The sequence below is a fragment of the uncultured Friedmanniella sp. genome, from assembly GCF_964244005.1.
GTDB lineage: Bacteria > Actinomycetota > Actinomycetes > Propionibacteriales > Propionibacteriaceae > Microlunatus.
Genome location: NZ_CAXTHG010000008.1, coordinates 122,695 through 144,549, shown reverse-complemented (window position 1 = coordinate 144,549; position 21,855 = coordinate 122,695). Strand labels below are relative to the sequence as shown.

23 protein-coding genes are annotated in these 21,855 nt (G+C 72.7%); 15 read left to right on the top strand and 8 right to left on the bottom strand.

The genetic code is table 11. From position 1 onward, the window contains the following. Positions 1–5 precede the first annotated feature (5 nt). From ACFE76_RS07435 to ACFE76_RS07420, 4 genes are read left to right on the top strand one after another with little or no spacing between them, the layout of a single operon-like run. Entirely contained in the window at positions 6–1,493 is a 1,488-nt protein-coding gene (locus ACFE76_RS07435; protein WP_375431107.1) for a phytoene desaturase family protein, read from the top strand. Further along, positions 1,490–2,440 (top strand): phytoene/squalene synthase family protein, encoded by a 951-nt coding sequence (locus tag ACFE76_RS07430; protein WP_375431106.1) that lies wholly within the window; start codon positions 1,490–1,492, stop codon positions 2,438–2,440. The genes ACFE76_RS07435 and ACFE76_RS07430 overlap by 4 nt, the downstream gene beginning before the upstream one ends. Beyond that, the gene (locus ACFE76_RS07425) at positions 2,418–3,488 is read left to right on the top strand and encodes a DUF5914 domain-containing protein (RefSeq protein WP_375431105.1); all 1,071 of its coding nucleotides are present in this window, start codon (positions 2,418–2,420) and stop codon (positions 3,486–3,488) included. The genes ACFE76_RS07430 and ACFE76_RS07425 overlap by 23 nt, the downstream gene beginning before the upstream one ends. Then, positions 3,472–4,260, top strand: coding sequence for a hypothetical protein (locus ACFE76_RS07420; protein ID WP_375431104.1), 789 nt, complete (start codon positions 3,472–3,474; stop codon positions 4,258–4,260). The genes ACFE76_RS07425 and ACFE76_RS07420 overlap by 17 nt, the downstream gene beginning before the upstream one ends. A 207-nt stretch (positions 4,261–4,467) precedes the next feature. Here ACFE76_RS07420 and ACFE76_RS07415 read toward each other — a convergent pair whose 3' ends face one another. Genes ACFE76_RS07415 through ACFE76_RS07400 form a run of 4 tightly spaced genes read right to left on the bottom strand, consistent with a single transcriptional unit; the run spans position 4,468 to position 7,646 of the window. Continuing rightward, complete coding sequence (locus ACFE76_RS07415; RefSeq protein ID WP_375431103.1) at positions 4,468–6,039, bottom strand: FAD-dependent oxidoreductase; 1,572 nt, start codon at positions 6,037–6,039, stop codon at positions 4,468–4,470. Beyond that, on the bottom strand, positions 6,036–6,773 hold the full coding sequence (locus ACFE76_RS07410) for a class I SAM-dependent methyltransferase (protein WP_375431102.1): 738 nt from the start codon (positions 6,771–6,773) through the stop codon (positions 6,036–6,038). The genes ACFE76_RS07415 and ACFE76_RS07410 overlap by 4 nt, the downstream gene beginning before the upstream one ends. Then, entirely contained in the window at positions 6,770–7,240 is a 471-nt protein-coding gene (locus ACFE76_RS07405) for a lycopene cyclase domain-containing protein (RefSeq protein WP_375431101.1), read from the bottom strand. The genes ACFE76_RS07410 and ACFE76_RS07405 overlap by 4 nt, the downstream gene beginning before the upstream one ends. Continuing rightward, a complete protein-coding gene (locus tag ACFE76_RS07400) occupies positions 7,233–7,646 on the bottom strand; it encodes a lycopene cyclase domain-containing protein (protein ID WP_375431100.1) in 414 nt (137 codons plus the stop codon). The genes ACFE76_RS07405 and ACFE76_RS07400 overlap by 8 nt, the downstream gene beginning before the upstream one ends. Before the next feature lie 150 nt (positions 7,647–7,796). Here ACFE76_RS07400 and ACFE76_RS07395 point away from each other — a divergent pair, with 150 nt between their 5' ends. Genes ACFE76_RS07395 through ACFE76_RS07385 form a run of 3 tightly spaced genes read left to right on the top strand, consistent with a single transcriptional unit; the run spans position 7,797 to position 9,766 of the window. Next, entirely contained in the window at positions 7,797–9,098 is a 1,302-nt protein-coding gene (locus ACFE76_RS07395; RefSeq protein ID WP_375431099.1) for an ROK family protein, read from the top strand. 45 nt (positions 9,099–9,143) lie between these two features. Then, positions 9,144–9,365, top strand: coding sequence for a ribbon-helix-helix protein, CopG family (locus ACFE76_RS07390; RefSeq protein WP_375431098.1), 222 nt, complete (start codon positions 9,144–9,146; stop codon positions 9,363–9,365). Next, the gene (locus ACFE76_RS07385) at positions 9,362–9,766 is read left to right on the top strand and encodes a PIN domain nuclease (RefSeq protein WP_375431097.1); all 405 of its coding nucleotides are present in this window, start codon (positions 9,362–9,364) and stop codon (positions 9,764–9,766) included. The genes ACFE76_RS07390 and ACFE76_RS07385 overlap by 4 nt, the downstream gene beginning before the upstream one ends. A 145-nt stretch (positions 9,767–9,911) precedes the next feature. Here ACFE76_RS07385 and ACFE76_RS07380 read toward each other — a convergent pair whose 3' ends face one another. Together ACFE76_RS07380 and ACFE76_RS07375 are read right to left on the bottom strand one after the other, a co-directional pair. Beyond that, complete coding sequence (locus tag ACFE76_RS07380; protein ID WP_375431096.1) at positions 9,912–11,210, bottom strand: glucoamylase; 1,299 nt, start codon at positions 11,208–11,210, stop codon at positions 9,912–9,914. Positions 11,211–11,306: 96 nt separating this feature from the next. Further along, entirely contained in the window at positions 11,307–11,747 is a 441-nt protein-coding gene (locus ACFE76_RS07375) for a YdeI/OmpD-associated family protein (RefSeq protein ID WP_375431095.1), read from the bottom strand. Positions 11,748–11,848: 101 nt separating this feature from the next. Between ACFE76_RS07375 and ACFE76_RS07370 the strand changes: the two genes are divergently transcribed. From ACFE76_RS07370 to ACFE76_RS07345, 6 genes are read left to right on the top strand one after another with little or no spacing between them, the layout of a single operon-like run. After that, positions 11,849–12,559, top strand: coding sequence for a DUF4129 domain-containing protein (locus tag ACFE76_RS07370; RefSeq protein ID WP_375431094.1), 711 nt, complete (start codon positions 11,849–11,851; stop codon positions 12,557–12,559). Continuing rightward, positions 12,556–13,062, top strand: a complete 507-nt coding sequence (locus ACFE76_RS07365; protein WP_375431093.1) for a hypothetical protein — start codon at positions 12,556–12,558, stop codon at positions 13,060–13,062. The genes ACFE76_RS07370 and ACFE76_RS07365 overlap by 4 nt, the downstream gene beginning before the upstream one ends. Then, positions 13,052–14,032 carry an AAA family ATPase gene (locus ACFE76_RS07360; RefSeq protein ID WP_375431092.1) on the top strand — a complete coding sequence of 327 codons (981 nt, stop codon included), beginning with the start codon at positions 13,052–13,054 and terminating at the stop codon, positions 14,030–14,032. The genes ACFE76_RS07365 and ACFE76_RS07360 overlap by 11 nt, the downstream gene beginning before the upstream one ends. 10 nt (positions 14,033–14,042) lie before the next feature. Further along, positions 14,043–15,368, top strand: a complete 1,326-nt coding sequence (locus ACFE76_RS07355) for a DUF58 domain-containing protein (RefSeq protein WP_375431091.1) — start codon at positions 14,043–14,045, stop codon at positions 15,366–15,368. Beyond that, positions 15,365–16,006 carry a hypothetical protein gene (locus tag ACFE76_RS07350; protein ID WP_375431090.1) on the top strand — a complete coding sequence of 214 codons (642 nt, stop codon included), beginning with the start codon at positions 15,365–15,367 and terminating at the stop codon, positions 16,004–16,006. Before ACFE76_RS07355 ends, ACFE76_RS07350 begins: the two co-directional genes overlap by 4 nt. 9 nt (positions 16,007–16,015) lie before the next feature. Further along, positions 16,016–17,044, top strand: coding sequence for an aldo/keto reductase (locus tag ACFE76_RS07345; RefSeq protein WP_375431089.1), 1,029 nt, complete (start codon positions 16,016–16,018; stop codon positions 17,042–17,044). 73 nt (positions 17,045–17,117) lie between these two features. On the opposite strand, the gene ACFE76_RS07340 is transcribed toward ACFE76_RS07345, so the two are convergent. Next, positions 17,118–18,803 carry a hypothetical protein gene (locus ACFE76_RS07340; protein WP_375431088.1) on the bottom strand — a complete coding sequence of 562 codons (1,686 nt, stop codon included), beginning with the start codon at positions 18,801–18,803 and terminating at the stop codon, positions 17,118–17,120. 291 nt (positions 18,804–19,094) lie between these two features. On the opposite strand from ACFE76_RS07340, the gene ACFE76_RS07335 reads away from it, so the two are divergent. Both ACFE76_RS07335 and ACFE76_RS07330 read left to right on the top strand, forming a co-directional pair. Continuing rightward, complete coding sequence (locus ACFE76_RS07335) at positions 19,095–20,462, top strand: GntP family permease (protein ID WP_375431087.1); 1,368 nt, start codon at positions 19,095–19,097, stop codon at positions 20,460–20,462. Positions 20,463–20,748: 286 nt separating this feature from the next. Continuing rightward, entirely contained in the window at positions 20,749–20,877 is a 129-nt protein-coding gene (locus tag ACFE76_RS07330; RefSeq protein WP_375431086.1) for a hypothetical protein, read from the top strand. Here the strand turns inward: ACFE76_RS07330 and ACFE76_RS07325 are convergent. Beyond that, positions 20,866–21,849: a glycosyltransferase family 9 protein gene (locus ACFE76_RS07325; RefSeq protein WP_375431085.1), complete on the bottom strand. Its 984-nt coding sequence runs from the start codon at positions 21,847–21,849 to the stop codon at positions 20,866–20,868. The two genes, ACFE76_RS07330 and ACFE76_RS07325, sit on opposite strands and share 12 nt — an antisense overlap. Positions 21,850–21,855 lie beyond the last annotated feature (6 nt).

The following is a 21,855-nucleotide window of genomic DNA, read 5'->3' as shown; positions in this document are numbered from 1 at the left end:
CAGTCGTGAACGAGGTCGTGATCATCGGCGCCGGGCTGGCCGGGCTGTCGTCCGCCTGCCACCTGGCGGGCCGGGGCTACGAGGTCACCGTCGTCGAGCGTGAGGACATCCCCGGCGGCCGCTCAGGCCTGCTGCAACGGGACGGCTTCACCTTCGAGACCGGGCCCAGCGTGCTCACCATGCCCGACCTGATCGCCGACGTGCTCCGCGCCGCGGGCAGCGACCTCTCGCTGCTGGGACCGCTGAAGCGTCTCGACCCGGCGTACCGGGCCGTCTACGCCGACGGCAGCACGATCATGGTGCGGGGCAACCGCGAAGCGATGCGGCAGGAGATCGCCGACACCTGCGGCAGCGTCGACGCCGCCGCGTTCGAAGGCTTCGTGGAGTGGTTGCGCAAGCTCTACGTCGTCGAGATGCCGAACTTCATCGACACCAACTTCGACTCCCCGCTCGGCCTGTTCAAGAACCCGCTGGCCGCAGCCAAGCTGGTGCAGCTGGGCGCGTTCCGTCGGCTCGGCCCTGCGGTCCGCTCGCACTTCCGCGACCCGCGGCTGCACCGGCTGTTCAGCTTCCAGGCCATGTACGCCGGGTTGGCGCCGGAGAAGGCGCTGGCCCTCTACGCCGTCATCACCTACATGGACAGCATCGAGGGCGTCTACTTCCCCGAGGGCGGCATGCACGCCGTGCCGCTCGCGCTGGCCCAGGCCGCGGAGAAGGCCGGGGTGCAGTTCCGCTACGGCGAGTCCGTCGAGTCGGTGCTGCGCTCCCCGACCGGCCGGGTGGCCGGCGTCCGGCTGGCCGGCGGCGGGGTCGTCGCCTCCGACGCGGTGGTCTGCACGCTCGACACCCCGGTGGCGTACGAGCAGCTGTTGCCCGAGCTCACGCCGCCGCGGGCTGCGCGCCCGGGCAAGGGCGACTACTCCCCGTCCGCGGTGGTCTGGCACGTCGGTGTCCGTGGTGTGCCCGAAGCGCCGGTGGCCCACCACAACATCCACTTCGGGACGGAGTGGAACACCGCGTTCGAGCACCTGCTGGACCGCGGCGAGCTGATGCCGGACCCGTCCCGGATGGTCACCGTCGCCTCGCTCGACGAGCCGGCCGCGGCCCCCGAGGGCTGTTCGACGCTGTTCGTGCTCGAGCCGGTGCCGAACCTGTCCGGTGGAAAGATCGACTGGAAGACCGAGGCGCCGGCGATGCGCGACCGGCTGCACGGCTTCCTCACCGAGAACGGCTACCCGGACGAGATCCTGGCCGAGGAGCTCGTCGACCCGGTCGAGTGGCAGCGGCAGGGGATGGCCGCCGGCACCCCGTTCGCGCTGGCCCACACCTTCCCCCAGACCGGCCCCTTCCGGCCGCCGAACGTGGAGCTCAGACTGCCCGGGATGTTCTTCGCCGGCTCGGGCACCGTGCCCGGCGTCGGGGTGCCGATGGTGCTGATCTCGGGCAAGCTCGCCGCGCAGCGGGTGGCGGCGTACCTGCCGGACCGCCCATGACTCTGGATCTGCTGAAGGAGGGGTACAAGCGCTGCGGCAAGCTGACCTGGGAGTACGGCACCACCTACTACTGGGGTGCCGCCCTGCTGCCGCGGGCCCGCCGCAAGCACGTGTACGCGGTCTACGCGCTCTGCCGGCTGGCCGACGACATCGTCGACGACCAGGACGTCATCGACCAGGGCGACACCGTGGCGACGGCCGCCGCGCTCGAGGCCTTCGCGACCCAGTTCCGGACGGCCCTGGCGTCCCGGCGTGCCGGCGGGGGTCTGGGCGAGGACCCGGTGATGGCGGCCGTGGTCAACACCGTGGTCGAGTGCGAGATCGACCCGGAGTGCTTCGACCGCTTCTTCGGCGCGATGGCGATGGACCTGACCACCACCTCCTACGAGACGTGGGACGACCTCTGCGGCTACATGGAGGGCTCGGCTGCGGTGATCGGGGAGATGATGCTGCCGGTGCTGGAGCCGCTCAGCCCGATGGCCTACGAACCGGCCCGCGCGCTGGGCCTGGCCTTCCAGCTCACCAACTTCCTCCGCGACGTCGACGAGGACCTCGACCGCGGCCGGGTCTACGTGCCGCAAGAGGACCTGCGCCGGTTCGGGGTCGATCTGACCACCCGCACCGCCTCGCCGGAGTGGCAGGCGTGCCTGGCTTTCGAGATCGACCGCAACCGGGAGCTGTACCGGCAGGCGGACGTGGGGATCGCCCTGCTGCCCGGCCGGTCGGCCCGCTGCGTGGGCGCCGCCCGCGTGCTGTACGCGAGAATTCTCGACCGGATCGAGGCGGCGGACTACGACGTCTTCAGCAGCCGGGTGCGCGTTCCCACCTGGCGCAAGGCCGTCACCGCCGCGCGCATCATGGTGGTGGGACCACCGAGGACCGTTGCACCGGCCGCCGGACCCGAGATCGAGAGGAGCGCCGACCATGTCGCTTCGGACACCCGCTGACCCCGTCTCCCGGCAGCCGACCGGTCAGGAGGCGGCGGAGGACTCGCTGGTGCCCGGGTTGCCGATGCCGGCGGCCGTCCGCTCCCGGATCCCGATCTCGCGGGTGCCGCAGCCGCACGAGAACCGGATGCTCTCCACCTGGCGGCTGGCCAAGCCGCGCCGGATCGCCGCCGCCCTGGTCGCCTCACAGGCCCAGAACTCCGGCGGCTGGTTCGTCGCCGGGGCGAGCGGGGACGTCGGTCGCAAGGAGTCGGTGGCCCGGACGATTGCTGGCCGCGAGGTGGTGCTGTGGCGCGACGCCGCGGGCGCGCTCGTCGCCGGCCCCGGCGCCTGCCCCCACCTGGGTGCGCTGATGGACCGCTGCCCGGTGTTGGAGGGCACGATGTACTGCCGCTGGCACGGTCTGGCGTTCGACGACCAGCCGCAGCCGGGCTGGAGCCCGTACCGGGCCTTCGACGACGGTGTCCTGGTCTGGGTGGGTCTGCCCACCGCCGGCGAGGAGCCGACAACCGCCCCGGCGCTGCCGCCCCGGCCGCCACTGCTGGACTCGGTCAGCGCGGTCATCGCCCAACCCGGGACCTGCGAGCCGCAGGACGTGATCGCCAACCGGCTCGACCCGTGGCACGGGTCGTGGTTCCACCCGTACGCGTTCAGCCACCTGGTCGTCGACGACGACGCGAGCGACGAGCACGTGCTGGTCGTCGACGTGACGTTCCGGCTGAGCCGTACCTGGGGGGTGCCGGTCCGGGCCGAGTTCAGCTGCCCGGACACCCGGACGATCGTGATGCGGATCGTGGAAGGCGAGGGCGCCGGGAGCGTGGTGGAGACGCACGCGACCCCGCTGGGGACCGACGCCGAGGGACGGCCGATGACCATGATCACCGAGGCGACGATCGCCTACTCCGACCGGCCGGGCTTTGCCGCGGCCCGCTGGTTCTCCCCGGTGCTGAAGCCGATGATCCGGCGTACGGCGCGACAGCTCTGGGTGGATGACCTCGACTACGCCGAACGGCGCTACGAGTTGCGGCGGCGTGGTGACCCGGGTTGACGGGTCCGCCGCGGTGGCGGTCGGGACACCGCCGCTGACCCGTGGAGAGGCCCTGGCTGTTCAAGTGCGGCACGAGGTGGTGTGGTTCTTCCGCCGACCCTGGCCCTGGCTGAACGGGGTCGCGTTCAACCTGGTGCTGTCGCTGCTCTACCTGGTGGTCCAGCCGCTCACCGGTCAGCCGCACCGCGACTGGGCGATCCTCGTCGGGACCTACTTCGCCGTCTGGATCCTGGCCGACGTCACCACCACGAACATCCTGGGCGCCGACGCCGTCCGGGTCGACGCCGAGCTGACGCACGACGTACCGCTCGGGCGGATCCTGATCGTCAAGAACGTCACCCTGCTGCTGGTGGTGGGGCTGCCGACGCTGGCCGCCACCGCCGTCATCACCGTGACCGAAGAGGCCAGCCACCGACTCGTGATCACGCTGCCGGGCGTCCTGCTACCGATCCTGACCTGGCTCGGCGTCGGCAACCTGATCTCGGTGCTGCTGCCGGTGGCCACCCGGCCCTGGCGCGAACGCTGGGAGCAGCGGCGCGAGGTACGCCCGACCGCACGCTGGCTCGTCGCCCTCGGCCTGCCGTACGCCCTGCTGGTCGCCGCCGAGCCGATCGCCGCCGTACCCCGGATCGTGCTGCGACACGCCCGCTTCCTCCCCCCCACCTTCGCCGTCCGCGGAGCCGTCCTGGGCGGCCTCGGCCTCACCCTCTGGGCCCTCAGCACCGGGCTGGCCCTGCTGGTCCACCACCTCCGACCCGTCCGGATCAGCTAACCGCTGACGAATGCTCCGCAGCCGGCCCTACGGGGTCCAGCAGAGCCCGATTCCGGATCTGGGGAGCATCTCTCAGCGGTCGAGGACCAAATCCAGCGCCTGATCAACCCGTTGCCGCACCACGCCATCGCGGCGGCCCCCGCTCGTGACCGCGACCGCCAGCGACCAGCCGCCCACGCTACTTTTCGTAGACCCCTACGGAAAAGGTCAGCGGGTGAGCAGGCGGCGGACCCGGCCGGCGACGGGGTGCCGACTGCTCATCGGGACGGTCCACAGGTCGTGGCCGGCCACGCCTTCGGCGGCGAGCAGGGCGTTCGCGGCCAGCAGACCGGTGGTGGCGGCGCGTTCCATCAGGGCGACCGGGTAGTCGCAGCGGATGCCGTCGCCAGCCAGCACCAGGCGCGGGTCGGCGGTGGTGACCTCGGGCCGCAGCTGCCACGGCGCCGTGCCGGCCAGCGGGCAGTCCTCGCTCAGCAGCCACTCCTCAGCCAGCACACCCGCGCCTTCGAGCTCGGGATAGAGCACGTCAAGCTGCTGGCGCAGCTCGGCCCGGACCCCGGCCTCGTCGGACCCCGGCCGCAGCGCGTAGGCGTGCAGCTCGACCACCGAGCCGCCGGAGGCGTCCGACCAGCGCCGGGCGCCGTTCTCGAAGCGTTCCAGCAGCGAGATGTTGTCGAGCGGCCCGAAGCCGCTGGTACCCAGGAACGGCGACCGCTCGGGCGCCGCCCGGCGGTCCAGCCACAGCCGCCAGACCGCGAACGGGGGTGCTTTCCGGGTGGCCGCCAGCCGGTCGGTGTCGCGCCCCTCGACCAAGCCGGAGCCGATCACCAGCCGCCGGGTCGTGGCCAGGTCGGTCGCGACGACCACGCCGGCGTAGGCGCGCTGCTCACCCGAGCCGAAGCCCACCAGCAGCTGGCCGTCGGCGCCCTCGGCGACGGACTGGACCGTCTCGGAGGTCCGCACCTGCACCCCCAGCCCGTGCAGATAGCGGCCGAGCGGCGCCCAGAGCGCGGTGTCGTAGTCCTCGCGCGGCACGTCGAAGAGCAGACCCTCGGCCGAACCGGTGAAGTAGGTGTGGAACATCGCCACCAGCTCACCCGCAGCAAACTCGGACGGGTGGGCAAAGAAGCTGCGCGCGAACACCTCGAGCGCCAGGTGCCGAGCGCCCTCGGGGAAGCGCAGCCGGTCGAGGAAGTCTGCGGCACTCTCGCCGTCGTAGCGGGAGAAGGTGTCCGGAAAGTCGACGTCCAGCAGCTCGAGCGCCGCCGGGACGTCCACCCGGGACAGATCCGCCAGGGTGAACGAGGGGCTCTGTGCGACGAACGCAGCCACCGACAGCGGTGGCGTCCGCGGCAGGGTGGCGAAGGAGTCGCGGTGACCGCCGGCCAGCACCAGGGGATAGTCCTCGAGCGGCACCAGCTGGTCGAGGCCGGGGTCAGCGCGGCGCAGCAGGCCGCGCAGGTTGTAGTACTGCCGGAAGAACGCGTGGAAGCCGCGGCTCATGGTGACCTCGGCCCCGTTCACGCCGTCGTCGTGCACGACCGGCCAGGCGCGGACGCGGCCGCCCAGCTGGGGCTGTGCCTCGACCAGGGTCACCGGGACGCCGCGCTCGGCCAGTCCCGTCGCCGCGGCCAGACCGGCGATCCCGCCACCGGCCACCAGGACCGGCCGCTGCCCGTCGCTACGCCGTACGCCCGGTGCGGCCGGGTGCCGGACCGCCCGGGCGTCGCGGCCCGGCTGCCAGTCGCGGTGCTCCGAGACCAGGCGACCGGGCCTCACGCCACCGGCTTGCGGGCGCGGAAGGTGTGCAGGATGCCGCGCTGCCAGCCGGCGGCGGTCCGCACCTCGACATCGACGTACCCGGCTCGGTAGAGCCGGTCGACGAAGGTCTGGACCGAGTCGAACCCGCGGACGCTGCGCCACAGGTAGCGGTAGAGCCGGGTCTGCCGCGAGGTCAGCCAGCTCAGCGGGATGACCACCAGCCAGCAGACCAGCGACCAGACCACATCGGCCAGCCGCGAGTGCGCCACCGAGTACTCCTGGACGACCAGCACCCCACCCGGCTCCAGCAGCCGGTGGACGTCGGTGAGCACCTCGTCGCGCTCGCTGACGTTGCGGAACAGGTACGCCGCCAGGACACCCTCCACGCCACCCGACAACGCCCACTCGCTCGCCCGGGCGCCCAGCTCCTGAGCCAGACCGTGCTCGAACCGGACGCCGGTCGGCCAGACCTTGTCCGCAGCCTCGTCGAGCATGCCGCGGGAGGCGTCGACGCCGGTCACCTCGACCGCGCGGACGGCCCGGGTGGCGGCCGCCAGCAGCGCTCGGGTGGACGCGCCGGAGCCGCAGCCGAGGTCGACCAGCCGAGCGGTCCGGTCGGCCGGCAGTGCGGTGAGCAACGCGTCCGCAGCGGCGGCGAGGTGCGCGTGATAGCCGGGGTTGCGCGCGACCATCGCGTCGTAGCTGGGCGCCGCCTCGTCGAAGGCCAGCGGCAGCTCGTCGGTGGTGATCATGGTCTGGTCCTCGCCTCTTCTGGCTTGGGTGCCGGCTGCTCGGGTGCAGTCGGCTCGGGAAAGGGTGTCGACCGCGGCCGACCGCGCGGGACAGTCTGCCGTGACCGGCGCGCGGCCGTGCTCTCCGGCGCAGAACTCCCCTGGTCCAGCCGGTGCCGCCACAGCAGGATGGCGAACGTGACCATGGCGAAGCCGAAGCCGAAGTCCTCGACCGGGATGTCCCAGGGCAGTCGCAGCCCGGTCATCTGCCGCTCGTTGTAGATCACGATCGGGTTGTCGAGCTTGGTCAGCCACCCGTCCACCGCCACCTGGAAGGCGAAGACGATCGCCATCGTGATCCAGTACTGGGCCGTCCGGAACACCCCGGTCCGTAGCCAGGCCAGCTCCAGCACGACGACCGCGACGACCGCCAGCACGGTCAGCAACGTGTACTCACCGACGCCGAGGAACGGCTCGGAGTCAAGCACGCGGAGCCTCCGCCGAACGGGCGGTACGGCCGCGGCCGCGGACGCGGGCGAGCACCTGCCCGACCGCCTCGTAGCTGAGCAGCCCACAGATCGGCACCACGACGAAGAAGACCAGCTCCTCCACCGGCATCCCGAACACGAGCTGGAGGCCGCTGACGTAGCGCGCGTTGTAGGTCCAGTGCTCACGCAGGATGCCGCCGATGTCCCAGACGGAGAAGACGAGCACGACCGGCACCAGGGCCCAGAGCAGCGTGGGCAGCCGTCGGTACACCCGGGCCCGCAGCACGAGCTCCAGCGGCAGCGTGACCACCAGGCAGGCCGCCATCAACAGCAGGTACTGATAGCGGTCGATCTCGGGTCCTGCCTCTCGGGAGTTCGGGTCGGCCCAGACGGCGTATCCCGCCACGTTACGTGGCTGGTGCGAGACTAGCCGGACGTGCTCAGTCCCTTCTACCGCCGAACCTCCGGTGGTTGCGGGTCGGGTGCGTACCTCGGATAGACAACGATTCGGCCGTTCGGCTGCGGCCGTCTGAGGGGCGGAGCGAGCATCGTCGGCATGCCATCAGACCGCTCGCGGCCCGCAGGCTCGCCCGAGCCTGGCCGCGGCCGTCGGCGGCGGGGCTGGAGCAGCGACGACCTCCGCTACGGCAACCTGCTGCGCATCCTGCGTCACCTGCGCGACCACGGACCGAGCAGCCGGACCGACATCGCTGCCGGCTGTGGGCTGGCCATGTCCACCATGACCGAGCTGATCGCGGAGCTGCGCGGTCGCCGGCTGGTCCGCGAGCTGAAGGGCGTCCCGCGCAAGGGAGCTGGTCGGCCGCTGCGTCCGGTCGCCCTCGACGGCGAGCCGTGGTGTGCACTCGGGGTGCAGGTCGACCTGTCCGGCATCCACGTCCTGGCCAGCACCGTCGGCGGCGAGGAGCTCTGGTCGGACTACGTGTCGCTGCCGCTGCTGCACTCGGGACCCGAGCCCGGCTGGGGGCTGCTCCGCGAGGCGCTGGACGACCAGTTCGGCCGCGTCCCGGAGGAGATGACGCTGGTCGCGGTCGAGCTCGCGCTGCCGGGCTACGTCGCCACCGACCGGGGCACGGTCGGCTGGTCGAAGGACCTCGGCTGGGACGGGTTGCCGCTGCAGGACCGGGTCACCGATCAGCTTGCCGAGCGCGGGAGAGCCGAGGTGGCGGTGGGGGTCGCGCACGACTGCCACCTGGCCGGGCTGCACGCGGTCCGGGTCGAGCTGGCGCTGCCGCTGCCCCACGTCGCGGTCTACCTCGGCGGGCTGCGCGAGGTGGGCGGCGCCCTGGTGGTCGACGGGGCGGTCTTCGACGGGGAGGACGGCAGTGCCGGCGACTTCGGCCACGTCAACGTCGACCCTCGCGGGCCCAGCTGTCCGTGCGGCCGGAACGGCTGCCTGGAGTCCCTGATCGGGCCGACGACGCTGCTCGCGCGGAGCGGCCTGGTGCCGGCGGAGGACGCCGACACCCTGGTGACCCAGGACCCGACGGCAGCGCTCGGCGCGCTCCTGGCTGCGGCCGACGACGGGGACCTCCGGGTGCTGGCCGTGCTGGCCGAGGCCGGCGACGCGCTCGGACTCGCCCTCGACGACATCATCGGCGCGGTCAACCCGAGCGTCGTGCTGCTCGGCGGCTACCTCGGCGTGCTGCAGCGCTACCTGCTCGAGCCCGCCCGGGCCCGGGTCGCCCGGCGTACGGCGGTCACCTCGTTCAGCGCCACCAAGCTGATCGCGCTCGGCGACTTGGCGCCGCGGGTCGTCGCCGGCGCCGCCCTCGCCGCCCGCGACGCCTGTCTCGCCGACCCGCTCCGGCTGACCTCGGTCGTCGGGGACGGCCGCTGACCCGACGGTCCCGGCGGTGCTATCTTCTGATATCAGGAGGCTGGGATGACAGATGTGCTGGTTCGTGGTGTTCCCGAAGAGGTCGTAGCGGCGGTGGACGCACACGCTGCGCGCCTCGGCCTGTCGCGGAGTGAGTACCTCCGCCGCCGCTTGCAGCAGGAGGTCTCCACCTCGGCCCGGCCGGTCACGGTCGCCGACCTGAGCTGGTTCTCCGACGTCTTCGCCGACCTCGGTGACCCCGAGGTGATGAAGGGCGCTTGGGAGTGAGCGGCTGGCTCGTCGACACCTCCGCGCTGTCACGACTCGCTTCTTGCGCCGAAGCCGTCGAGTGGGCCGACCGCATCGACCGTGGCCTGGTGCGAATCAGCACGGTGACGCGTCTCGAGGTGGGCTACTCGGCTCGGTCTGGCACAGATCTTCGCGCCGCCGGCCGACAACCGCCGCTCGTGTCGATGCCGCTGGAGTATCAGACTCCCGCTATCGAGGACCGGGCGATCGAGGTGCAGACGATCCTGGCTGACCACGGCCAGCACCGAGCGCCATCTGTGCCTGACCTGATCGTCGCTGCGACCGCGGAGCTCGTCGGCCTCACCGTCCTGCACCTCGACCAGGACTTCGAGCTGATCGCCGCCGTGACGGGCCAGGCGACCGAACGGCTCCGTATCTGACGGAACCAGCTGGACGGGCAGCCTGTTGCCGAGGCGGGGCCTCGCCCACCGTTCGCCGGACGCGGCCGGGCCTGGTCGGGCCGGGGCCACCGCCCTGGGGACGCGCAGGCGGGTGTAATGGCTGTGTCCCCGCCGGGGACCCCGCTCAGCGCGACAGGGTCGAGGCGGTCAGCACCACCACGGCCGCCGACCAGGCCAGTGGCGCGGCCGAGGCGGGTCGGCCGTCGCCCAGCACCTTCTCGGGTACCGAGCCGGCGGCCGTCCGGTGCTCGTCCAGCCAGCGCAGCCAGGCCACGGCGGTCCTACGATCGCCCACCGCGGCGGCGGTCAGCGCATAGCTGGAGGTGGCCGTGGTCCAGCTGACCCCGTCGCGCGGCCAGGAACCGCCGGGGGCCAGCCCGCCCGCCGGCCGGAGCATCGTGTCGCCGGCCCGGCGCCAGGCGGCGAGCACGCCCGGGTCAGCGGTAGCCGCGTACGGGGGCAACAGGAACGCCGCCCCCAGGTCGGTGGAGGACGCGGGTCCACCGCGGTGCCGCGGATAGCCGTCCGCCGCGAACGCCGCCGTGATCCTCTCGCCGAGCCGAACGGCCGCGGCCCTCACCTGCTCGGCCCGAGCCTGGTCCGTCGCGCCGCCGGCCTCGGCGTAGAGGGTTCCCGCCGCCTGCAGCCCCGCCCGGACCAACGCGACGGTGGCCAGGGTCAGCTGCCGCTCGGGCAGCTCCCAGTAGTCCGACGAGGGACGCGGCAGTCCGTCAGGGGTGGCGACGGAGGTGAGCGCGGCGGCGGACGAGCGGTCGAGCAGCGACCGGTAGCGCGCCACGAAGGCCGCCCGCTGCGACGCCGGCTGCTCGGCCGTGACGCCGACCAGCGCCCAGAGCGCCCAGCCCACCCCGTCCAACTGCGGCCCGCGGTCGTCGGGCACCCCGCTGCCGTCGGGCAGGTAGCGCGCCTCGAACACCCCGGACGCCGGCTGCACCCGCTGCAGGAAGTCCAGCACCGCCTCGGCGTCGGCGAGGTGACCGGTCCGGGCCAGCGCCACCGCCGCGAGCGCGGAGTCGCGCGGCCAGACGTAGTGCCAGGCCGGCGGCCAGCCGGCCACCGGCACGCCGTCCGGCAGGCCGAGCGTCCGCAGGTCCAGCAGAGCGTCGCGCACCACCGTGCTGTCGCCGAGCTCCGGCACGCTCGGCACCGTGCCGGCGGCCAGCCAGGCCCGTTCCGCCGCCAGCTCGCGGGCGGTGGTCGGCGTCCCGGCCAGCACCCGGCTGCCCGGCACCAGCTGAGCCGCGTCCGACACCCGGTCGACGCGGCCGTCGGCGCCGACCGCGAGGGTCTCCGCGTCGAGCGGGAAGTAGCGGTTCCGGACCGAGGCTGCCGACGCGCTGGAGCCCACGAGGACCAGGGCCAGCGCCAGCGCCAGACCCGCGCGCACCGTCCGTCCCGTCACCCTCTGAGGGTAGTGTCGCCGCGACCAACCCACCGACTTGTCAGACGCTCACGGGGCTATGACCCCCTTGGCATCTGACGAGTTGACACCACCCTCCTAGGCCGGCCGCAGGGTCTCGACCACCTTGGCCACCCGGCGGGCCCGGGTGTCGGCGGCTTTGGCGCCCTCGACCGAAAGCACGTGCCGGGACTGGTTGCTGTAGGACAGGGCGGCGAAGGCAGCCGCGGCTGCGGGCTCGGCGGCAAGCGCCACCGCCAGGTCCTCGGGCACGGTCACCTCGCGGGGCGCGTCGTCGACGGCCACCTCGACCTCGACCTCGTCCCCGGCGGCCAGCCCGGTGTGTCCGCGTACCTCCGCGCTCACCGGGATCAGGTAGCGGCCGCCCATCATGGCGATGCTGCTGCGGTAGGTGAAGCCACGCAGGGTGACCGTCACCTTCGGTCGCCCCCCGGCCGCCAGCCCGGTGACCACCTCGGTCGGGACCTCGAGCCCGGTCGCGGTCTTGCCGCCCAGCTCCAGCGTGCTCGTGAACCTCATGGCCCGCAGTATCCCGCTCCCGACGCCGACTTGTCAGAATCCAGTTGTCCTCTGGGACGACTGGGTTCTGACACGTCGGTGACGTGCCTATTCTGATCTCGATGTCTGCCGCGCGCTCGCCCCGTACGCTCCCCGTCGCCGCGGCGGTCTTCGGGCTCGGGGTGGTGGCCGTGGTCGCGGCCGGTACGGGGGCCCGCTGGGACATCTCCGACCGCTTCCACCTCTTCAGCAGCCGACCCACGTACGTGCCCCCACCCCAGCCGACGCGGATCGTCACGCCCGCGGCGAGGCCGCCGACGGGTACGCCGGACACCGCCGACTGGCTGCTCCCGGTGCTCTGGGCGCTGCTCGTGGTGGCCGTCCTGGTCGCGGCGTTCGTGGTGTGGCGGGTGCTGCCTCGACGCCCGCAGAAGAACCGGCACGCCCTCGGCGCGGGCAGCGACGTCCTCGGCCAGCCGGGCGACCCGTCCGTCCCGGTGCTGCAGGAGGGTTTCGGGATGGCCCAGCACCTGCTGGACACCGTCGCCGACCCGACCGACGCCGTGCTCGCCGCGTGGGTGGCTCTCGAACAGGCGGCCGGACGGTCGGGAGTGCCCCGCCGACCGGCTGACACCCCGACCGAGTTCACCGTCGAGGTGCTGACCGCCACCCCGGCCGACCGCTACGCCGTCACGACCCTGCTCGGCCTCTACCACCAGGCCCGGTTCTCCGGCCGCGGCGTCGGACCCGACGCGGTGGTCGAGGCGCGGCGCTGCCTGGACGCGCTGGCCGCGAGCTGGACGGCCTTCTCCGTCTCTGTTTCGCGACCATGACCGCCTCCGCGTCGGTCAAGGCGCTGCTGCTGGTGGCGGTGGTCTTCGGGGCCACCTTCGTGGTGGGGGTCGACCTGACTCACTGCGTCCTGCTGGCCCTCAGCTCCCTGGTCGTGGTGCAGCTGCGGCGGCTGCCGCCGGCTGAGGACGAGGAGTGGCCGCAGCGCCCGGCCGACCCGTCCGACCGCGGCGTCCGGCGCGAGGTCTCGCGGCTGTCCTGGAGCCTGCACGGGTACGAGTCGCGGGTCGATCACCGCTCGCTGACCCGGCTGCGCGCGATCGCCGCCCGACGACTGCGGACGGCGGGGATCGACCTGGATGACCCGGCCGACGCCGACCGCGCCCGCGATCTGCTGGGCCCTGGCTCCTACGCTGCGGTCACCAGCGACCGTGCGACCCCTCCCCGCTACGACCTCTTCGCCCGTGCCGTGGCCGCTGTCGAGGCGCTGCCGACCCGGGTCCCCGCGTATCCCACCACAGAGAAGAGCACCCGTGACGCCTGAGCCGCTGCCCGTCGCCGAGGTCGCCCGGCTGGGTGCTGAGGTGCTGGCCGAGGTGGGCACCGTGGTGGTCGGGATGGAGCCCGCGCTCCGCGGCGCGCTCGCGGCCGTGCTGGCGGGTGGCCACGTGCTCTTCGAGGACGTACCCGGCCTCGGCAAGACCCTCGCCGCCCGCAGTCTGGCCGGCGCGCTCGGCCTGGACTTCACCCGACTGCAGTGCACCCCCGACCTGCTACCGGCCGACATCACCGGCTCGTACGTGTGGGACCCCGCGTCCGCCGGCTTCAGCTTTCGGCCCGGACCGCTGTTCACCGGCCTGCTGCTGGCCGACGAGATCAACCGGACAGCGCCGAAGACCCAGTCGGCGCTGCTCGAGGCGATGGCTGAGCGGCAGGTCACGGTCGAGGGCCGCAGCTTCACCTTGCCCCAGCCCTTCCACGTGATGGCGACCTCGAACCCGGTCGAGTACGAGGGCACCTACCCGTTGCCCGAGGCCCAGCTGGACCGGTTCCTGGTGCGGCTCAGCGTCGGCTACCCCAGCCGCGACGGCGAGGCCGACGTGTTGACCCGGCGGCTGGCCCGGCAGCGCGAGGAGACCAGCGTCCGGGCGGTCGTCGACGCCGGTGAGGTGCTGGCCATGCAAGCCGGAGTGGAACAGGTCGAGGTCGATCCCGACGTCGTCGCCTACTGCGTCGCCCTCGCCGCCGCGACCCGCACCCACGCCGCCGTCGAGGTCGGCGCCTCGCCGCGTGGGTCGCTGGCGCTGCTGCTCGTCTCGCGCGCCCTGGCCGTGCTCGACGGCCGAGACTTCGTCACCCCAGAGGACGTCAAGCAGATCGCGGTCAGCGCCCTCGCCCACCGGATCACCCTCAACCCCCAGACCTGGGCCACCGGAACCGTCGCGGCCGACGTGGTGGCGACCCTGCTCGGTACCGTCCCCGGACCGGCCGCCACGGCCACCCTGCGGCGCTGACCACCACCCCATGAAGCCCTTCCCCCGCTGGCAGGTAGCCCCCGCCGCGGTCGCCTGGCTGGTCGGCGGGATCGGGGTGCTGCTGTTCGGCGTCCTGGTCCAGCGTCCCGACGTGGCCGTGCTCGGCCTGCCGCTGCTGCTGGGCGTCGTGGTCAGCTGGACCCGGTGGCCAGGCGACCGGCCGGGCGCCGAGCTGCACGGGGTGGACCAGGCCGCGACCAGCGGACGGCTCGCGGCCGAGCTGCAGCTCCAGTCCCAGCCGGGTGAGCTCGTGGCCGTCCGGGTCGGCGCCCCCGGCCACCGGTCCACCGACTGCCTGCTGGCCGGCGGCGACCGGACGCTGACCGTCGAGATGAGCTCGGTCCGGACGGGCCGGCGGCCACTGTTCCGACTGGACGCCGGCGCCTCGGACGCGGCGGCGCTGCTGGTCACCCCCATCACCGCGGACGAGCCGATCGAGATGACCGTGCTGCCCGCGAGCCGCGCCCTGCGCGCGCTGCCGCTGCCCTTCCGGCTGCAGGGGCTGACCGGACCGCACGACTCCCGGCGGGCCGGCGACGGCGGCGACCTGCACGACGTGGCGCCGTTCCGGCCCGGCGACCGGCTGCGCCGGATCGACTGGCGGGTGACCGCCCGGCTCAACCGCGGCCAACCCGGCGCGGGTGCGGGTGCGGTGACCCAGCTCTACGTCCGGCGCACCTTCGCAACCGCCGACGCCACCGTGATGCTGGTGGTCGACTCCCGTGACGACGTCGGGCCGCGGGTGTCGACGTGGGGCGACGCGGCCGAGGTGGACGAGGACGAACCGACGTCGCTGGACCTCGCCCGGTTCGCCGCCGCCTCCGTGGCGCGGGCCTACCTCGAGGCCGGCGACCGGGTCGGGCTGGAGGACCTCGGCCGGCTACGGCGGCCCAGCCCGCCTGCCGGTGGCCGGTCCCAGCTGCAGCGGCTGGTGCAGCAGCTCGCCGTCACCGCCCCCGAAGGTGAGCCGACCCGACGGCGACGGGTGCCACGGCTGCCGTCCGGCTCGCTCATCGTGCTCTTCTCCACCTTCTTGGACGACGACGCGGCCGACCTCGCCGGCTCCTGGCGCCAGACCGGGCACCGGGTCGTGGCGGTCGACATCCTGCCGCCGGTGGTCACCTCCGACCTGACGTCACGGCTCGACACCGCGTACCGGATCGTGGCGATGGAGCGAGCCGACCGGATCGAAGCCCTGAGCCGGCTCGGCGTCGAGACGGTCGCCTGGCAGCTGCTCGTGGCCGACCGTCGGACCGGCGGGACAGACCCGGCCACCGCCCTCGACGTCCTCGCTCGACGGCGGCACCGCCGGTGACGGCCCTCGGCCGGTCCCCTCTTCTCCGCGGACCAGCGGCCGTCGGTAACCGCGCGATCACCCTGCTGCGTTCGACCCCGCGCGGGCTGCCGACGCTGGCTTCCCGGCGGCCGCGGGTCACGGTCCGCACCGGCGCGAGCGTACCGGCCTGGCTGCCGCGGGTGCTGGGCGCGGCGATCGCGGTCGCCGGCGTCCGCCTGGCCGGCGCCGGAGACACGCTGACCGTCCTGGGCGTGCTGCTCGCCCTGCTGTTGCTTGTCCGCTCCGGCGGTGCGGCGCCGGTGCTCGTGCTGGCGTTCACCGGGCTCGTGCTGGCCACCTCCGGTGACAGCGGCTGGCGCCCAGAGGCGTTCGCCGTCCTGCTGGGCACCCACCTGGTGGCCCACCTCGGCGCCCTGCTCGGCCGTAGCACCTGGCACGCCCGGGTCGAGCTACGGGCGCTGCTCGTCGGCGCGCCCCGGTTCCTGCTGGTGCAGCTCGCCGCCCAGCTGGTCGCCGTGCTCGCTGCCGTGCTCACCCGCGGCCGGCTGGAACTGCCGTGGCTCGGCGTGCTCGCGGTCCTCGGACTGGCCGGCCTGGTCCTCGTGCTCGCGCCCCGGCTCGCCAGCCCGCCGGCGCCACTGGAGCGGCACGTGTAGAAAGGAGGGATGGACTATCGCACTCTCGGACGCAGCGGCTGCGCCGTCTCCACCCTCTGCCTGGGCACCATGACCTTCGGCGCCGAGACCGACGAGGCCGGCTCGCACGCCCAGCTCGACCGTTTCGTGGCCGCGGGCGGCACCCTCGTTGACACCGCCGACGTCTACTCCGCCGGGATCTCCGAAGAGATCGTCGGCCGCTGGTTCGCCGCCCGGCCCGCCGACGTCACCGAGCCGGTCGTGCTGGCGACCAAGGGCCGCTTCCCCACCGACGGTCACCCGAACGGCTCGGGGCTGACCGGACGCCACCTCACCCGCGCCCTCGACGCCTCGCTGCGGCGGCTCGGGGTGGACCGCGTCGACCTCTACCAGGTGCACGCCTTCGACCCGTGGACACCGTTGGAGGAGACGCTGCGGACCCTCGACGGCTTCGTCCGGGCCGGCAAGATCGGCTACTACGGCCTCTCCAACTTCACCGGCTGGCAGCTCACCAAGGCCGTCCACCTCGCGGCGGCGCTGAACGTGGCCGCACCGGTCACGCTTCAGCCGCAGTACAGCCTGCTCGTCCGCGAGATCGAGTGGGAGATCGTCCCCGCCGTGCTCGACGCCGGGCTGGGGATGCTGCCCTGGAGCCCGCTGGGCGGGGGCTGGCTGTCCGGCAAGTACGTCCGCGACCAGCGCCCGACCGGCGCCACCCGGCTGGGTGAGGACCCCGAGCGCGGGATGGAGGCCTGGGAACGCCGCGGCACCGCCCGCACCTGGGACGTCGTCGCAGCCGTCCAGGAGGTGGCCGAGCAGCGCGGGGTCTCGATGGCCGAGGTCGCCCTCGCCTGGGTGACCGACCGGCCGGGCGTGACGTCGACCATCCTCGGCGCCCGGACGCTCGAGCAGCTCGACACCAACTTGGCCGCCGCCGACCTGCACCTCACCGCGGACGAGGTGCGCGTCCTCGACGCCGCCTCCGACCCGCAGCCGGCCGACTATCCGTACGGCGAGATGGGTGTCGACCAGCGCAGCCGTTCCCTCGCCGGTCGCTGACCCTGACCTGTCAGAACTCAGGGTGCTCGAGCACTCTGAGGGTCTGACAACTGGGTCAGGGTGACCTAGTGGTCTAGGTGCTGTAGACCACCACGCTGCGGACGGCGTTCTTGTCGGGGTCCGCCACGTAGATCTGATAGCGGTAGCCGACGCCGACCTTGGCCGTCTTGTCCTTCCAGGTGACCTGCGGCCGGCTGTAGTAGGTGGAGCTCTTCGTGAAGGTCGTCAAGGTCTTGCCGTCACGAATCACCTTGTAGGTCAGCGTGTGGTCGTCCAGGTCGTAGTTGGACTTCCAGCTCAACGTGCGGCCGGTGCTGTCGGAGGTCGTGATCGAGGGCGTCATGCCAGACGAGGTGCCCTGGGGCCCCATGTTCTCGGGGGCACCGTTGGCCGGCGTGGTGAAGCGGACCAGCCCCTGCTGGGGGATGCCGTTCACCGTGGTGAACTCGCCGCCGAGGACGATGTACTTCGACGTGCCCTTGATGCTCCAGGCGCCCTGGTTCTGCCCGCTCACGGTGCCGTTGTTGAGCTTGGGGAACCAGTTGTAGATCGCCGGGGCCTTGTAGCCCGACCAGTCGGCGTAGTTCACGTTGTCGGTCTGAGTGTTGTGGGCGATGGTCCCCTTCGCCGCCTTGGTCACCGCCAGCGTGCGCTGGGGGCTCAGCTCGCCGAAGCCACCGATGTTCTTGCAGAAGTGGGCGTGCCCGACGGAGTAGACGACGTTGCCCACGGCCGCGACGCCGTACTGGTCGCCGTGGCAGTCCTGCAGCCAGCGCAGGTTGCCCGCCGTCGGACTGACGGCGAAGACGCCCTCGAAGTTGCCCGACTGGTAGCCGTACGCAGCGCCGTAGACGGTGTCCTTGTCGGCCACCAGGTCCAGGATCGCAGCGTTGGGGCCGTAGTCCCGGATCTTGGTGTTGACGTTCCAGTCGCGGACCCAGCCGCCGACCGTGGTCACGGCTCCCATGCCCAGGGCTTTCTTGCCGCGTAGCGTCGAGAAGTGTCCGCCGAGGATGACCCGGTTCTTGGCCGGGTTGACCAGCAGGGCCTCGACCACGCCGTTCGCCGACGGGTTCCACGACTTGAGGGCCCCGGTCTTGGCGATGACCGCGCCGGCGTAGAGCCGGGGCTTGCCGTTGATCGACTTGATGTTGCCGCCGAGGTAGACCGTCTTGCCCACGGTGGCGATGGCCCGGACGGGCGACTTCAGCTTCAGGTTCAGCGGCCGGAGCTTGCCGGTGGCGACGGTGAAGGAGGCGAAGAAGGTCCGGTTCGCCGTACCGACCTTGGTGAAGTTGCCGCCCACGTACAGGATCTTCTTGTCCGGGGACAGGGCCAGCGCGAGGACCTCGGGGTGCATCGGGTCCGAGCTGGTACCCGTCAGGCCACCGGTGAGCTTCGGCGCAAAGCCGGTCATCTTGCCGCTCTTGATGTTGTACGACATCAGGTTCGTCCGGGCCACCGTGCCGGCACCTCCCCGCGCCACGCCGGCGGGGCGGGCGCTGGAGAAGCGGCCGCCGGCGAAGACGGTGTTGCCCGCGATGGCCTGCTTCCAGACGATGCCGTCGATCTGCGCCGTCGGCAGCGCGTCAGCCGTCACGTTCTTGGCCGACGGCTGCAGGATCGGCGGGACCGACTTCGAGACCGCCGCCGTGGAAGGCGAGACACCGGCGGCCAAGCCCAGCGTCGCGAGGGCGAGAGCCGCCGTCACCGCGAGCGCGCGACGCCGAACCGTACGAGGAAAACTGAGATTAGGCATAAACCATCCGGGTTCTACACGAGATCGCAGATCTCTGTGGTAGGGGGAGAGTAACGAATCGTACACGAGCGCCAACGCCGCCCGGGGCTTCAGCGTAGAGCCGCGAAGGGGCCTGGATTACCGCGGAAACCGTCGTAATGGCGCCGTAACGCAGCCGGGTTCCGCCCCGGTCGGTCGCGCGCGAACTGGCCCGTCTAGCCTGGCGACCACACACCGAGTCGGCGCCACGGTGTGACTGGAATCACCCCCAAGGCGACGGTTGAGAGCGCTGCTCACCGTGGGACGGAAGCCATGACTGCGCTCCTCATTCTCGCCACGCTGCTCGCCATCGCGGTCGTGGTGGTGCTGATCGCCTGGCTCAAGGTCAACCCGTTCGTGGCCCTGATCCTGGGGTCGGCGGTGCTCGTCGCCGTCTCGGGGACCAACCCGCAGGACGGCGTCACCAGCTTTGCCAAGGGCGTCGGCGACACCTTCGGCAGCGTCGGCATCCTGGTGGCGCTCGGCGCCATCGTCGGCCGGCTGCTGGTGGACTCCGGCGGCGCGGGCACGATCGTCGAGCGGATCGTGTCGCGCGTCTCGACCCGGGCACTGCCCTGGGCCATGGCCGGCGCGGCGGTGCTCGTGGGTCTGCCGATGTTCTTCGAGATCGGTCTGGTGCTGCTGATCCCGATCGTGTTGATGGTGGCCCGGCGCAGCAAGCTGCCCATGCTGGCCGTAGCCATCCCGGCGCTGGCCGGGCTGTCGGTGCTGCACGGCCTCGTACCGCCGCACCCCGGACCCCTGACCGCGATCGGGCTGTTGAAGGCCGACCTCGGGCTCACCCTGTTGTTCGGCATCATCGTGGCGCTGCCCACCGTGGTGCTGGCCGGCCCGGTGTGGGGCCGGGTCTGCGCGAAGTGGGGGCCGCAGACCCCGCCGGACAACAGCGTGCTGTTCAGCGAGGGCGACGAGCCGGCCGCGGCCGACGGGAGCGTGGCGACCGCCACCCGCAAGCCGTCCTTCGCCGTCACGCTGACCGTGGTGCTGCTGCCGGTCGTGCTGATGCTGGCCCGGGCCGTCGCCGAGATCGTGTCGAAGAAGGGCAACCCGGTCCACGACGCGCTGTTCCTGGTCGGGACGCCGCTGATCGCCCTGCTGATCGGCACCCTGGCGGCGATGGTGCTGCTCGGACTGCGGACCGGGATGGGCTGGGGCGGCCTGGCCGTCAGCGTCGACAAGTCGCTGCCGCCGATGGCCGGCACCTTGTTGATCATCGCCGCCGGCGGCGGCTTCAAGCAGACCCTGGTCGACGCCGGGGTGGGCAACCTGGTGGCCGACTGGGCCAAGGGCGTCAACTTCAACGTGCTGATCCTCGGCTGGCTGGTGGCGGTCGGCATCCGGCTCGCGACCGGCTCGGCCACCGTCGCCACCATCACCTCGGCCGGCATCGTCGGACCGCTGGCCGCGGAGCAGTCGAGCACCGAGATCGCCCTGCTGGTGCTGGCCCTGGGCTGCGGGTCGCTCTTCTTCTCCCACGTCAACGACGTCGGCTTCTGGCTGGTCAAGCAGTACTTCGGGATGACGGTCAAGCAGACCATCCTCAGCTGGTCGCTGATGGAGACGATCATCTCCGTCGCCGGCCTGGTCTTCGTGCTGATCCTGAGCGCGATCGTCACCTAACGCTGGGGGGAGGGCTGGGTTTCCGCTGATAAATGCTCCGCAGACGAGCGTTCCGGGCCTCTTGAGCGTCGGGATCCGGCGCTCGGGAGCATTCGTCAGCGGCCCGCGGGCCAATGGCGGCATGATCGAGCAGACCGCCACCGCCACTGGGTCACCGATACCGCCGACGGCCCCGCCGCAGCCCTGTTCGCGGTGCTGGCCGGCACGCGCCGGCACGTGGCGATCGACGGGTCGGGATGCTACGGGCTGAGGTGGGCACCCGGACGGCCCGCAACAGACCACGGTCGTGCACGACTACGACTGGTCCCAGGTCACCGACCCGGCTGTCCTGGCCCGGGTCACCTTTCCCCGGGTCAGCCCCGACCAGCTGGAGCAGGCGGTGCAGGCGCTGATCCGGGCGGCGTCAGCCGGCTGAGCCGGTACGGCTGCGGTCGAGCAGCGGTCCGGCCGCAGCGAGGACGTCCTCGGCGGTGACCGCGAGCAGCGCGGGGTCCGGCTTGGACCCGAAAGTGTCGCCCACCCGCAGTCGGGCGTCGGTGAGGACGACGTGCGGCCCGGCGGCCGGCGGCCCCCACACCTCCGGCGGCGCCGGACCGAAGATCACCACCGACGGAGTCCCGTACGCGGACGCGAGGTGCGGAACGCCGGTGTCGACCGAGACCAGCAGGGCCGCCCCGGCGACCAGGGCGGCGAGCTCGACCAGGTCGGTCCGGCCGGCGAGCACGGCCTCCTCGGCCAGCCCGGCGAGCTCGGCCGTCCGCAGGGCTCGGTCCCGCTCCTGGGCGCTGCCCGTGACCACCACCTGTTCGCCCTCGGCCGCGAGCGAACGGGCGACGGCGGCGAAGCGTTCGACCGGCCAGGCCCGGCAGCCGTAGAAGGCCCCGATGTGCACCACGACCGCGCCGGGAGCGGGCGAGGCGACCTGCGGCCGGTCGATCGAGACGTCCTCGGGGTCGGCCGGCATGCCGTGCGCGGTCACCAGCCGGGCCCAGCGGCCGCGCTCGAGGACGCCGTCCTGCCAGGCCGGCCCGTCCCAGTCCATCCCGTCCAGCCCCGGGGCCGCGTGACCGCACCGCCGCCGCGGCTGCAGCGCCTCGAGCACCCGCCGGCTGTCCGGACCGCCGTGCAGGTCGACCACGGTGTCGATCCGGCCCGGCGGCAGCGGCAGCTCCTCGTCCAGGCCAGGCGTCGGCAGCAAGGCGTCGACCCCACCGACCAGGTCGACGACCGGCTCCAGCCAGCCGGGGACGGCCAGGACGAGCCGGTGCTCGGGACAGGCGCGCCGGATCCCACGGATCGCCGGGACGGCCACCAGCAGGTCGCCAAGCTTCAGGGGCCGGAGCGCGAGCAGCTCGGGGCGGCCGTCGGGCTCGGTCAGGATCTGCACAGACCT